Annotated in this window: 9 protein-coding genes; 6 read left to right on the top strand and 3 right to left on the bottom strand. The window is 69.0% G+C overall.

Going from position 1 to position 13,432, the window contains the following annotated elements:
• Positions 1-30: 30 nt before the first annotated feature.
• Both ACFWP0_RS06665 and ACFWP0_RS06660 read left to right on the top strand, forming a co-directional pair.
• Entirely contained in the window at positions 31-771 is a 741-nt protein-coding gene (locus ACFWP0_RS06665) for a response regulator (protein ID WP_377840645.1), read from the top strand.
• Complete coding sequence (locus tag ACFWP0_RS06660) at positions 768-2,114, top strand: ATP-binding protein (protein WP_377840643.1); 1,347 nt, start codon at positions 768-770, stop codon at positions 2,112-2,114. The genes ACFWP0_RS06665 and ACFWP0_RS06660 overlap by 4 nt, the downstream gene beginning before the upstream one ends.
• Before the next feature lie 3 nt (positions 2,115-2,117).
• On the opposite strand, the gene ACFWP0_RS06655 is transcribed toward ACFWP0_RS06660, so the two are convergent.
• Positions 2,118-2,879, bottom strand: coding sequence for a 5'-methylthioadenosine/adenosylhomocysteine nucleosidase (locus ACFWP0_RS06655; RefSeq protein WP_377840642.1), 762 nt, complete (start codon positions 2,877-2,879; stop codon positions 2,118-2,120).
• A gap of 247 nt (positions 2,880-3,126) precedes the next feature.
• On the opposite strand from ACFWP0_RS06655, the gene ACFWP0_RS06650 reads away from it, so the two are divergent.
• Positions 3,127-3,552 (top strand): organic hydroperoxide resistance protein, encoded by a 426-nt coding sequence (locus tag ACFWP0_RS06650; RefSeq protein ID WP_377840640.1) that lies wholly within the window; start codon positions 3,127-3,129, stop codon positions 3,550-3,552.
• A 279-nt stretch (positions 3,553-3,831) separates the two neighbouring features.
• A complete protein-coding gene (locus ACFWP0_RS06645; RefSeq protein WP_377840638.1) occupies positions 3,832-4,872 on the top strand; it encodes a DUF2235 domain-containing protein in 1,041 nt (346 codons plus the stop codon).
• A 17-nt stretch (positions 4,873-4,889) separates the two neighbouring features.
• Here ACFWP0_RS06645 and ACFWP0_RS06640 read toward each other — a convergent pair whose 3' ends face one another.
• Positions 4,890-5,732 (bottom strand): IclR family transcriptional regulator, encoded by an 843-nt coding sequence (locus ACFWP0_RS06640; RefSeq protein WP_377840636.1) that lies wholly within the window; start codon positions 5,730-5,732, stop codon positions 4,890-4,892.
• Between the two features lie 148 nt (positions 5,733-5,880).
• Between ACFWP0_RS06640 and ACFWP0_RS06635 the strand changes: the two genes are divergently transcribed.
• Positions 5,881-6,870 carry a Bug family tripartite tricarboxylate transporter substrate binding protein gene (locus ACFWP0_RS06635; protein WP_377840635.1) on the top strand — a complete coding sequence of 330 codons (990 nt, stop codon included), beginning with the start codon at positions 5,881-5,883 and terminating at the stop codon, positions 6,868-6,870.
• Between the two features lie 67 nt (positions 6,871-6,937).
• Entirely contained in the window at positions 6,938-9,289 is a 2,352-nt protein-coding gene (locus ACFWP0_RS06630) for a cytochrome P450/oxidoreductase (protein ID WP_377840633.1), read from the top strand.
• 543 nt (positions 9,290-9,832) lie between these two features.
• Here the strand turns inward: ACFWP0_RS06630 and ACFWP0_RS06625 are convergent.
• Positions 9,833-13,369: an indolepyruvate ferredoxin oxidoreductase family protein gene (locus tag ACFWP0_RS06625; protein ID WP_377840632.1), complete on the bottom strand. Its 3,537-nt coding sequence runs from the start codon at positions 13,367-13,369 to the stop codon at positions 9,833-9,835.
• Positions 13,370-13,432: the final 63 nt, after the last annotated feature.

Raw genomic sequence — 13,432 nt, 5'->3', positions numbered from 1 at the left:
CGCCGCCATCACCCAGAAAGGCGCACCCAGATGGATCGCATTGATCACGTCATGATCGTCGACGACGATCGGGAAATACGCGAGCTCGCCGGCAACTTCCTCAGGAAGAACGGCCTGACCGTGACGCTTGCGGCCGACGGCCGGCAGATGCGCTCCCTGCTGGAAGGCCTGGATGTCGACCTGATCGTGCTGGACATCATGATGCCGGGCGACGATGGCCTGGTGCTGTGCCGGGAACTGCGCAGCGGCAAGCACCGCCGCATTCCCATCCTGATGCTGACGGCGCGCAGCGACGATATGGACCGCGTCCTGGGCCTGGAGATGGGCGCCGACGACTATCTGGTCAAGCCCTTCGTGGCGCGCGAACTGCTGGCGCGCATCAAGGCCATCCTGCGCCGCACGCGGATGCTGCCGCCCAACTTCCAGGTGACCGAGCCGGGGCGCGAGATCGCGTTCGGCGACTGGCGGCTGGACACCACCGCCCGCCACCTGCTGGACGCCGACGGCACCATCGTGTCGCTCAGCGGGGCGGAATACCGGCTGCTGCGCGTCTTCCTGGACCATCCGCAGCGCGTGCTCAACCGGGACCAGCTGCTGAACCTGACGCAAGGCCGGGACGCCGACCTCTTCGGGCGGTCGATCGATCTGCTGGTCAGCCGCTTGCGCCAGCGCCTGCGCGAGGACGCGCGCGAGCCCCTGTACATCAAGACGGTCCGCAGCGAAGGCTATGTTTTCTCCGCCGCGGTCGACGTATCGGACGCGGATCAGTGACCGCCGCCGCGCCGCGCCGCCGCGCCTGGCCCCGCACGCTGGTCGCCCGGCTGTTCCTGATCTTCCTGGCGGGCCTGATCCTGGCCTATGGCCTGTCGTTCTCCTCGCTCTTCTACGAACGCTACAACGCCACCCGCAGCATGATGCTGGGCGACCTGGAGCGCGACGTCGCCATCGCCATGGACATCCTGGACCGCCTGCCCGCCGCGGAACGCCCGGCCTGGCTGCCGCGCCTGTCCAGCAACAACCGCCAGTACCTGCTGGGCAACGGCGAAGCCGACCAGCCCCTGGGCACGGATGCGGCGCGCACCGCCGCGCACGCCATCGAGGCGGCGCTGGGCAGCGCCCGGCCGCTGACGATACGCGCCATGGCGGGCGATCCGCGGCATATCCAGGCGCGAGTCGTGCTGTCGGACGGCCAGCCGGCGGTGCTGGACATCCGACTCTCCCGGATGCAGCCGGCGCCATGGCTGCTGGTCGTGCTGGGCGTGCAGCTGCTGCTCCTGATCGGCTGCGCGTGGCTCGCCGTGCGCCTGGCGGTCCGCCCGCTGACGCGGCTGGCCCAGGCGGCCGAGGATCTGGACCCGAACGCGAAAAGCCCGCTGCTGGACGAAGCCGGTCCCGCCGAAGTGGCGCATGCCGCCACCGCCTTCAATGCAATGCAGGACCGCATCTCCGCCCACGTGGCCGAACGCATGCAGATGCTGGGCGCCATCTCGCACGATCTGCAGACGCCGATCACCCGCATGAAGCTGCGCACGGAGTTCATGGAGCCTTCCGCCGACCGCGACAAGCTGGCCCAGGACCTGGAAGAAGTGGAACGGCTGGTGCGCGAGGGCATCGACTACGCCCGCAGCGCGCACGGCAAGGCGGAAGCGCCCGCGCGGATAGACCTGAACGCCTTCCTGGACAGCCTGGTGTGCGACTACCAGGACACGGGCAAGCAGGTCGCGCTGGACGGGCATTGCGAGGCGCCGATCCATACCCGGCCGCATGCCCTGCGCCGCATCCTGGGCAACCTGATCGACAACGCGCTGAAGTTTGCAGGCGCGGCCGAAGTGCGCGTGGCGGCAGAGGACGGCGCGCACTTGTCGATCTTCGTGCTGGATCGCGGACCCGGCATACCCGCCGGCGAACTGGACGCCGTGCTTGAGCCCTTCTATCGCCTGGAAAGCTCGCGCAGCCGGGACACCGGCGGCACCGGCCTGGGACTGGCGATCGCGCAGCAACTGGCGGCGGCCGTCGGCGGCAGGCTGATCCTGAGCAACCGCGAAGGCGGCGGCCTGTCGGCCGAAGTCAGGATCGCTCCGGACGAGGATGCCGGCCGCCCCGCGCAGCCGTAGACGCTAGGCGTCCCGCAGCGCGCCCGACATCAGCAGCGGCTTCAGGATCCCTGCCGTGTACAGCCGCGCCAGGTTCACCAGGAAATCCGTGAAGTCGGCGCGGGCGGCATGGTCGGCGCTGTCGGAGATCACGCGCATCACGGCGAAAGGAATGCCGAACTCATGGCAGACCTGCGCCATGGCGGCGCCCTCCATTTCCAGGCACAGCGCCTCGGGCAGACGCTCGCGCAGCGCATGGGCCAGGTCGTTGTCATTGACGAAGACGTCGCCGGTCGCGATCAGGCCATGGTGGACTTGCGGCTGCGCCCGCGTGGTTTCCGCCGAAGAAGGCGGCAACACGCCGTTGCGCACGAAATCCTGGGCGCTGGCCCTCAGCGCCGCGCTCAAGGCCGGATCGGCATCGAAGCGCACGCGTCCCAGCAAGGGAATCTCGTGCCGGTCGAACAAGGGGCGCGCATCCATATCGTGCTGCATCAGGGCATTGGCCACGACCACGTCGCCCACCCGCACCCGCGGATGCAGGCCGCCCGCCAGGCCGGTGAAGATCACTCGCGACACCTGGAATTCCTGGATGACGATGGAGGCCGTGGCCGAGGCGGCCACCTTGCCGATGCGGCTCAGCGCGATCACGCAGGGCGTGCCCCACAGCGTGCCGACGTGAAAGTCGCGCATGGCGATGCGGTGGATGGCCGCGCCGGGATCCATGGCGGCAAGCAGGTCGGCGATTTCTTCGTGCAGGGCGCCGAGGATGGCGAGACGTCCCATGATGTCCTTCTTCTTTGAATGATGCGCGCGGCTCCATGCCGCCCACGGCGCAACATACCCCAATGCCGCCACGGTCGCCAACGCCGCCTTCCGCAAAGCTATGTATCGCAGCGTATCCCGCGGCCGCCGCGATACGCCAGGACGCAATCGGGGCGCCCCGCCGACACATGGCGGATACGGCGGCTTGTTGCAATGCAGGCTCCTACCCACTTGCGCGGCCACGCCGCGCCGCCACCCAGGAGCCATCATGGCAAAGCAACTCGAACAGGTTCTCTACACCGCGCAGACCCACACCACCAGCGGCCGCGACGGCGCCGGCCGCAGCAGCGACGGCGCGCTGGACGTGACGCTCAGCCCGCCCGGATCGGGCAAGCCCGGCACCAACCCCGAACAGCTGTTCGGAGTGGGCTACTCCGCCTGCTTCATGGGTGCGATGAAACGCGCCGGCGCGACCCACGGAATCGCCGTGCCCGCGGACGTGGCCATCGACGCCAGCGTGTCGCTGGGCAAGGTCGACGGCGGCGCGAACTTCGCGCTGGGCGTGATCCTGGCGGTTTCGCTCCCTGGCCTTGATGCCGGACAAAAGCAGCTGCTGGTCGAAACCGCGCACCAGATCTGCCCATACTCGCGCGCCATCCGCGACAACGTCGACGTGCGCTTCGAGATCGCCTGAACGCCTTATGGGCGCCGCGCCGCGCTGGATACCATCCGTCGCGGCGCGGATTGCGACTTGCGCAGCAGTGATGCCGCACCCCTTTTTTGGGTGTTCCCCGGTCTCCCAGGGGCGCGGGCCGGTTTGCCGCTTATTAGCTAGTCAGAAAGATGGTGTACATCCCTTCAGCAGGGAAATCACGCGTCCGGCAATCCGCCGGCCGCGTGATAGCGTACGTCCCGCGGGCGTGGGCCATGCCAGCAGCAGATGCAGCGAAAGACTCAATCTGTGGAGACGATCATGGTGAAGAACCTTGCCGTATTCTTCGACGGGACCTGGAACGAACCCAACGATCGCACCAACGCCTACGAGCTCTATAAAGCCGCGCCCGAGACCAGCACGCAAGAGACGCTCTACGTCGAAGGCGTCGGCACGCAGGGCCAGGGCCTGTGGGCCGCCATCGACAAGTTCATGGGCGGCGCCTTCGGCGCGGGGCTGTCGGCCAACATCCAGCAAGGCTACCGCTGGCTTTGCCAACGCCATGACGCCGGCGACCTCATCTTCCTCTTCGGCTTCAGCCGCGGCGCGTACTCCGCCCGCAGCCTGGCGGGCATGGTCCGCAAGTGCGGGCTGCTGAAGAACCCGACCGGCGAGGGCGTCGCCGAAGCCTACGCGCTGTATCGCGACGACTGTCTCCCCTCCTCTCCCGAAGCCGCCGCGTTCCGCGCCAGGTTCTCGCGTGAAACCGACCTGCATTTCGTCGGCGTCTGGGACACGGTGGGCAGCCTGGGAATCCCCGTGGGCGGCATCTCCTTTCCTGGCTTCTCCAAGTTCTACAACTTCCACGACACCGAACTCAGCAACCACGTCCACCACGCCTATCACGCCATCGCCACCAACGAGTACCGCGAGCCCTACCTCCCGACGCTATGGACCCGCCTGGGCGATTCGGGACCGCGTCCGCCCGGCCGCCCGGTGGAGCAGCGCTGGTTCATCGGCGCGCATTCCGACATCGGCGGCGGATACCAGGACGGAAGCCTGCAGACGCTGCCCGCGTCATGGCTGCAGGAAAAGGCGCGCCAAGTGGGGCTGGAAGCCGGCATCGCGCGGCGCGTCGCCACGGACTACGAACACTGCGAGCCCCACGACTCCTACAAGGAGTTCACGGAGAAGGTGCTGATCCACGTGAAGAAACGGCCCCGGCTGTGGGATCGGGAGACGGTGCTGAATCTGACGGTGGATGACCGGCTGGTGAAGCGGTTCGAGAAGAACGAGGCGTTCTTGAAGGAGTATCCGGATTTCAGGGATGCGTTGGGGAAGCTGCCGGTGACGGGTTCGTAAGCCGCCAGGCCCGCCGTTCAGCCCGCCACGTACCCCAGCGCCACGCTCGCCGCCAGCGCCTCTTTCTTCACCGCCGCCACCACCGCGCCGTCCGCCGACACGTCGAAGCCGCCCGTTGCGCCCAGGGCCGTCAGCACCGCGCACGGCCGGCCGGTGTGGTCGTACAGCGGCGCCGACACGGCGCTGATGCCGCGCAGGTTCGTGTCCTTCACCGTGGCGCAGCCGGCGGCGCGCACTTCGCGGCGCAACGCGCCTATCGGGTCGTCGCGGTCCAGCAGGGCCCGCATGTCGGGCGGAGCGTCGGCCAGTTCGGCCAGCGCCAGCGCCTGGACGGGCGCCTCGTCCAGCGCGCCCAGGAAGGCGCGGCCGGTGGCCGACCACAGCATCGACAGCACCGAGCCCACGCGCACGTTCACCGTCACCGGCAGGCCCGGCTCTTCGAAGCGGACGATGGTCGGCCCCTTGTTGCCCATGACCGCGATGAAGCAGGTCACGGCCAGGCTCTCGCGCAGGCGGACAAGCGCCGGTTCGCCGATGCGCAAGGGGTCGGCCTGGCGCATGGCGGCCACGCCGACAAAGAGCGCCTCCAGGCCCAGGTGGTACTGCTGCGTGGCGACCTCCTGGTCGACCAGGCCTTCGGCGATCAGGCTCATCAGATAGCGGTGCACCTTGGCCGGGCTTTCGTCCACGTGCGCGGCCAGCGCGGTGAGGCTGGCGCGTCCGCCCAGGCGGGCCAGGCCCTTGAGCACCGTCATGCCGGTCTCGGCGGCCTGCACCCGCTGGCGGCGCTCGCGCGGGCGGGCGGCGGATTCCGGTGCGGAATCAAGGGCGGATCCGGGCGGAACGGGGGCTTTGCTCATAGGGGCTGTGTGAATCGGAAGAGGCGGGGAATGGGGCGAAAAGCCAGGGACGGGCCAAGGTTAACCCTTCTTGAAAAATTACGCATTGCGTATATGATTTACGCAAAAGAAGGGAGGCCATCAGGCCATCCCAATGAGGAGACCGCCTATGCGCACCTTGAAACACCATGTCCTGGCCGGCCTGTTGGCCCTGCCCCTGCTGGCCTGTGCCAGCGCATCCGCCCAGCAGCCGGCTGCCGCGTATCCGTCCAAGCCCGTGCGCTGGGTCGTGCCTTACGCCGCGGGCGGCGGGTCCGACTTCCTGGCGCGCAGCATCGGCCAGGGCCTGACCGGTCGCCTCGGCCAGCCCGTGGTGATCGAGAACAAGCCGGGCGGCAACACCGCCATCGCGGCCTCGGAAACCGCGCGCGCCCCGGCCGACGGCTACACGATGCTGTCCGCCGACAACGGCACCCTGGTGTTCAATCCCGCGCTCTACAAGAAGCTGTCGTACGACCCCGCGAAGGATCTCGCGCCCGTCACGCTGATGGGCCGTTTCCCGATGATCCTGGTGGTCGGTCCGTCCATGAAGGTCAACACGGTGCAGGAGTTCCTGGCCGAGGCCAAGAGCCGCAAGGAAGGGCTGGACTACGGCTCGGCCGGCGCGGGCAGCCCGCATCACCTGGCCATGGAGCTGCTGAAGGTCGAATCCGGCCTGACGCTGACGCACGTGCCCTATCGCGGCGCGTCGCCGGCGCTGGCCGATGTGGCCGGCGGCCAGATTCCCGCGATGATGGTGGACCTGGCCGCGGGCGCCGGCTTCATCAACGGCGGCAAGGTGAAGGCCCTGGCCGTCGCCAACCCCACCCGCCTGCCGCAGCTGCCCGACGTGCCGACCTTCGCGGAAATCGGCCTGAAGAACGTGGAAGCCGCCGCGCAAGTGGGCGTGGTGGTGCCTGCCGGGACGCCGCAGCCGGTCATCGACGCGCTGAACAAGCAGGTCGTGGCCACCATCAATGACCCGGCCACGCGCCAGCGCCTGGTGGAGTTCGGCATCGAGCCCGTGGGCAATACGCCCGCGCAGTACGCCGACATGCTGACGAGCGAGCGCGCCCGCTGGCAAAAGCTCATCAGCGACCTGCGCATCACGCTGGACTGAGCGCCCCCGGCCTGCCGCAAGCCCACGCGCGCGGCAGGCCCGCACGACGAATACACGGAACGATCCCATGAGCCAAGCACCCTCCCCCTCGCGCCCCTCGGGCTGTCCCATCGACCACGCCGCGCTGGCCGCCGCGCAAAGCCCCACGGGCTGTCCGGTCAGCGCGCGCGCCGCCGAGTTCGATCCCTTCGGCGACGGCTACCAGCAGGACCCGCCCGAGTACGTGCGCTGGGCGCGCGACCAGGAGCCGGTGTTCTACAGCCCCAAGCTGGGCTACTGGGTGGTGACTCGCTACGAGGACATCAAGGCGATCTTCCGCGACAACCTCACGTTCAGCCCGTCCATCGCGCTGGAGAAAATCACGCCCACCGGGCCCGAGGCCAACGCGGTGCTGGAATCCTATGGCTACGCCATGAACCGCACGCTGGTGAACGAGGACGAGCCCGCCCACATGCCGCGCCGGCGCGTGCTGATGGACCCGTTCACCCCCGAGGAACTGAAGCACCACGAACCCATGGTGCGCCGCCTGACGCGCGAATACGTGGACCGCTTCGTCAACGACGGCCGCGCCGACCTGGTCGACCAGATGCTGTGGGAAGTGCCGCTGACCGTGGCGCTGCATTTCCTGGGCGTGCCCGAAGAAGACATGGAGTTGCTGCGCCAGTACTCCATCGCGCACACCGTCAACACCTGGGGCCGGCCCAAGCCCGAAGAGCAGGTGGCCGTGGCGCACGCGGTGGGCAACTTCTGGCAGCTCGCCGGCAAGATCCTCGCCAAGATGCGGCAAGACCCATCGGGCCCCGGCTGGATGCAATACGGCCTGCGCAAGCAGAAGACGCACCCCGAGGTCGTGACCGACTCGTACCTGCATTCCATGATGATGGCCGGCATCGTGGCCGCGCATGAAACCACCGCCAACGCATCGGCCAACGCCATCAAGCTGCTGCTGCAGCACCCGGACGCCTGGCGCGAGATCTGCGAAGATCCAGACCTGATACCCAACGCGGTCGAGGAATGCCTGCGCCACAACGGCTCGGTGGCCGCGTGGCGCCGCCTGGCCACGCGCGACGTGGAGATCGCGGGCATGCCCATACCCGCCGGCTCCAAGCTGCTGATCGTAACGTCGTCGGCCAACCACGACGAAGGCCAGTTCGCCGACGCGGACCTGTTCGACATCCGCCGCGAAAACGCCAGCGACCAGCTCACCTTCGGCTATGGATCGCACCAGTGCATGGGCAAGAACCTGGCGCGCATGGAAATGCAGATCTTCCTGGAAGAGCTGACGCGCCGCCTGCCGCACATGAAACTGTCCGAGCAGTCCTTCACCTACGTGCCGAACACCTCGTTTCGCGGACCGGAACACCTGTGGGTGGAATGGGATCCGCGGCGCAATCCGGAACGCGCCAACCCCGCCCTGCTGGCCGGCCAGCATCCGGTGCGCATCGGGGAGCCGTCGTCCCACGCCATCACGCGGCCCGTCGTGGTGCAAAGCGCCGTGCAGGCGGCCGACGGCATCCTGCGCCTGCGCCTGGCCTCGCCCGACGGCAAGCCTCTGCCCCGCTGGACGCCCGGCTCGCATATCGATGTGGAGTGCGGCGACACGGGCCTGTCGCGCCAGTACTCGCTGTGCGGAGACCCGGCAGAGGCCGGCGTGTTCGAGATCGCGGTGCTGAAGGAGGCGGACGGCCGCGGCGGCTCCGCCTGGATGCATGCCCACGCCGTGCCCGGCGCGCGCCTGCGCATCCGCGGCCCGCGCAATCACTTCCGCCTGAACGAAGCCGCCGGCAAGCTCATCCTGATCGCGGGCGGCATCGGCATCACGCCCATCAGCGCCATGGCGCGCCGCGCCAGCGAACTGGGCCTGGACTACGAGCTGCATTACAGCGGCCGCTCGCGCCGCTGCATGGCGCTGCTGGAAGAACTGGCGCCGCTGCACGGCGACCGCCTGCGCCTGCACATCAAGGATGAAGGCGGTCGCGCCGACTACGCGGCGCTGCTCGCCGCGCCCGAGGCCGGCACGCAGATCTATGCCTGCGGCCCGCAGGGCCTGCTGGATGCGCTGGCCGGCTGTTGCGCCGCCTGGCCGGAAGACGCGTTGCGCGTCGAGCACTTCCATTCCACGCTGGGCACGCTGGATCCGGCTAAGGAACAGGCCTTCGAGGCGGTGCTGAAGGACTCCGGCATCGTCATCACGGTGCCGGCGGACCAGACGCTGCTGACCGCCCTGCGCGGCGCCAACATCGACGTACAGAGCGATTGCGAGGAAGGCCTGTGCGGCTCCTGCGAGGTGCGCGTGCTGGAGGGCGACATCGACCACCGCGACGTAGTCCTCACGCGCGCCGAACGCGAGGCCAACGGCAAAATGATGGCCTGCTGCTCGCGCGCCTGCGGCGGCGGCAAGATCGTGCTGGAACTGTGAACGGCGATGCCGGCATCCGCCCCCCGAGGCACGACGGCCTCGGTGTCTGACACCCGTGAGAGACAGGCTTCAGCCTGGAATGACGTCTCAAGGGTGTCAGACACCTGCATGAGCAACTCAGGCCGCGAGGCACGACGGCCTCGGTGTCTGACACCCGTGAGAGACGGGCTTCAGCCTGGAATGACGCCTCAAGGGTGTCAGACACCTGCATGAGCAACTCAGGCCGCGAGGCACGACGGCCTCGGTGTCTGACACCCGTGAGAGACGGGCTTCAGCCTGGGATGACGTCTCAAGGGTGTCAGACACCTGCATGAGCAACTCAGGCCGCGAGGCACGACGGCCTCGGTGTCTGACACCTGTGAGAGACGGGCTTCAGCCTGGGATGATGTCTCAAGGGTGTCAGACACTTGCACGAGCAGCTCAGGCTGCGTCGCGCGCCCGACCTCGGTAAGTTTGCGTAGGATGTTTTCCATGGCCGGGCAGAGGGCAAGCGGCGCGACCCGCACAGACCGGGGATCGTACACCACGCCCCCGTCCAGCCGCTCATGCCGCCAGCGGCACGCGGTCCCCGTTGCGATAGCGTTCCCACAAGCCGGCCTGCCTGGCCTGCGCCTGCTCCACGCTCTTTTCCTTGACGTGGCCATAGCCCCGGATCGCGTCCGGCAAGCCGGCCAGCGCCAGCGCGGCATCGCGATTGCCGGCGTCCAGCGACCGCGAGAACTCCCCCGCCAGCGCCAGATAGTCGGCCGCCAGCTGCCGTTCCATGCGGCGCTCGGCCGTCCTGCCGAACACATCCAGCCAGGTGCCGCGCACCCGTTTCATCGGAGCCAGCGCGCGAAACGCCAGCGCCATCCACGGACCGTAGGCGCGCTTCTGCGGACGGCCCCGCGCGTCGCGCCGCGCGAAGGCGGGCGGCGCGAGGTAGTAGCGCACCCGGTAGTCGCGGCCGGGCTCGCCCTCGAACTGCGTCCGCAGCCGGGTCTTGAAGACGGGATCGGCATACAGGCGCGCGACTTCGTATTCGTCCTTGTAGGTCATGAGCTTGGCCAGGTTGCGCGCGACGGCGCGCGTCACCTCGTGCCCTTGCGCAAGCGTGGACTCCCGGGTCCGCACGGCTTCCACCGCCGCCAGGAAGCGCGCCGCATAGGCCTCGTCCTGATAGGCGCGCACATGCGCGGCCAGGCGCTTGATCATGCCGTCCAGGGTTTCAGGCAGCGCCGCCACGCGTTCCGGCGCCGCCGGGCGCAACGCCTCCGCGCCATGGTGCGCGGCCTGCCGGCCCAGCTCGAACGCGGCCAGGTTCTTCTCCACCGACACGCCGTTGATCTCGATGGCGCGGCGCAGGCTGTCCAGCGACAGCGGCAAGCCGCCCTTCTGCCAGGCATAGCCCAGCAGCAGCGGATTGGCGTAGATGCTGTCGCCCAGCAAGGACTCGGCCAGCGGCCCCGCCTCGATGAAGTCGCAATGGCCGCCGGTGCTCTGGCCCAGCGCGGCCTGGGCCTGCGCGCCCGGGAACTTCCATGCGGGCTGGGACAGGAAGGCGGCCGTCGGCGCGGCGCTGCTGTTCACCACGGCGCGTCCATGGTCCGGGCGCAGGCGCGACAGCACTTCCGGCGACGCCGACACCAGCGCATCGCAACCGATCACGAGGTCCGCCTCGCCCAGCGCCACGCGGGTGGCGTGCAGGTCTTCGGGACGGTTCGCCAGCTGCACGTGGCTGAGCACCGCGCCGCCCTTCTGCGCCAGGCCCGCCATGTCCAGCACCGTCACGCCCTTGCCTTCGATGTGCGCGGCCGCGCCCAGCAGCGCGCCGATGGTGACCACGCCCGTGCCGCCCACGCCCGCGATCACCACGCGGCAGGCGGCCCCGGCGGCAATGCCGGCCGGCATGGGCAAGGGCGCGGCGGGCAGCGCGGGCGCGTCGCCCGCCTGGCCGGGCTTGCGCAGGACCGCGCCTTCGGCCGTCACGAAGCTGGGGCAGAAGCCGTCCACGCAGGAAAAGTCCTTGTTGCAGGAGGACTGGTTGATCCGCCGCTTCGTCCCCATGGGGGTGTCCAGCGGCTCCACCGACAGGCAGTTGGATTTCACCGAGCAATCGCCGCAGCCTTCGCACACCGCTTCGTTGATGAAGGCGCGGCGGGGCGGGTCGGGATACTCGCCGCGCTTGCGGCGGCGGCGCTTCTCGGTGGCGCAGGTCTGGTCATAGATGAGCACCGTCGTGCCCTCCAGGTCGCGCAGGGCGCGCTGCACGTCGTCCAGCGCCTTGCGGTGATGCACTTGCACCCCCGCCGGCAGCGCGGCGGCGCCCGTGTATTTTTCGGGCTCGTCGGTCACGACCACCGTCTTGCCCACGCCTTCGGCCTGCATCTGCGCGGCGATCTGCGGCACGGTCAGCACGCCGTCCACCGGCTGCCCGCCGGTCATCGCGACCGCGTCGTTGTAGAGGATCTTGTAGGTGATGCTGGCGCGCGCCGCGACCGCCGCGCGGATGGCCAGCAGGCCGGAATGGAAGTAGGTGCCGTCGCCCAGGTTGGCGAAGATGTGGCGCTCCGACGTGAAGTCCTTCTGCCCCAGCCAGGCAACGCCCTCGCCGCCCATCTGGCTGAAGGTGTCGGTATTGCGGTCCATCCACATGGCCATGTAGTGGCAGCCGATGCCGGCCACCGCGCGCGAGCCCTCCGGCACGCGGGTGGAGGTGTTGTGCGGACAGCCCGAACAGAACCAGGGCTTGCGCTCTTCCACCAGCGTGGGACGGGCGGCCTCGCGCTCCTTCGCGTCGATCACGGCGAGCCGGGCGGCGATGCGGGCGCGCAGCGCGTCCGGCAGGTCCGCCCTTTCCAGGCGCGCGGCGATCGCGCGGGCGATCAGCGCGGGCGACAGCTCATGGCGCGCCGGCAGCAGCCAGCCGCCGCGCGGCGTGGACCACTCGCCCCCGCCGTTCTCGCGCTCGTCGAACTTGCCATACACGCGCGGGCGCACGTCGTCGCGCCAGTTGTAGAGTTCTTCCTTCAGCGCGTACTCCAGGATCTGGCGCTTTTCCTCGACGACCAGGATCTCTTTCAGCCCGGTGGCGAACTCGCGCGCGTCCTGCGCGTCCAGCGGCCAGATGCAGCCCACCTTCAGCACCCGGATGCCGGCCGCCGCGCAGCCCGCCTCGTCCAGCCCCAGGTCGTTCAGCGCCTGGCGCACGTCCAGATAGGCCTTGCCCGCGGTCATGATGCCGAAATGCGCGCGCGGCGAATCCAGCACCACCCGGTTCAGCTTGTTGGCCCGCACGTAGGCCAGCGCCGCGTACCACTTGTGGTCCAGCAGCCGCGCCTCCTGCGCCAGCGGCGAATCCGGCCAGCGGATGTTCAGGCCGCCGGCGGGCAGGCTGTCTTGCGGCAGCACGATACGCACGCGCCCCGGGTCCACGTCGACCGACGCGCTGGACTCCACCACGTCGGTCACGCACTTCATCGCCACCCACAGGCCCGTATGGCGGCTCATGGCCCAGCCGTGCAGGCCGTAGTCCAGGTATTCCTGCACGTTGGACGGATACAGCACCGGGATGCCGCTGGCGATCAGCACATGTTCGGACTGGTGCGCCACCGACGAGGACTTCGCGGCATGGTCATCGCCCGCCAGCATCAGCACCCCGCCGTGCGCGGAAGTGCCCGCGGAGTTGGCGTGCTTGAGCACATCCACGGACCGGTCCACCCCCGGCCCCTTGCCGTACCACATGCCGAACACGCCATCGCGCGTGGCGCCCGGGAACAGGTTCACCTGCTGCGTGCCCCACACGGCCGTGGCGGCCAGGTCCTCGTTCACGCCGGGCTGGAACACCACGTCGTTCGCCTTCAGGTGCCGCTTGGCCTTCCACAGGGCCTGGTCCAGTCCGCCCAGCGGAGACCCTCGGTAGCCGGATACATAGCCCGCCGTATTCAGGCCGGCCTGCTGGTCGCGCTGCTTCTGCATCAGGGGCAGGCGCACCAGCGCCTGCGTGCCGCTGAGATAAATGCGGCCGCGGGCCTGGGTGTATTTGTCGTCCAGCGCCAGGCCATGGGTATCGGCCACGCCGGGGGGTAGAGGGGCGTTCACGGGCTTGTCTCCTGCAATCTGCGAGGGGGATTTCTGGTGTTTTCCGCAGTGTAGGAATGGCGA

Origin of the sequence: Achromobacter sp. NPDC058515 (genome assembly GCF_042721735.1) — a bacterium.
In the GTDB taxonomy this organism is placed as follows: Bacteria; Pseudomonadota; Gammaproteobacteria; order Burkholderiales; family Burkholderiaceae_B; genus Achromobacter.
This window is presented reverse-complemented; position numbering and strand designations above follow the sequence as displayed.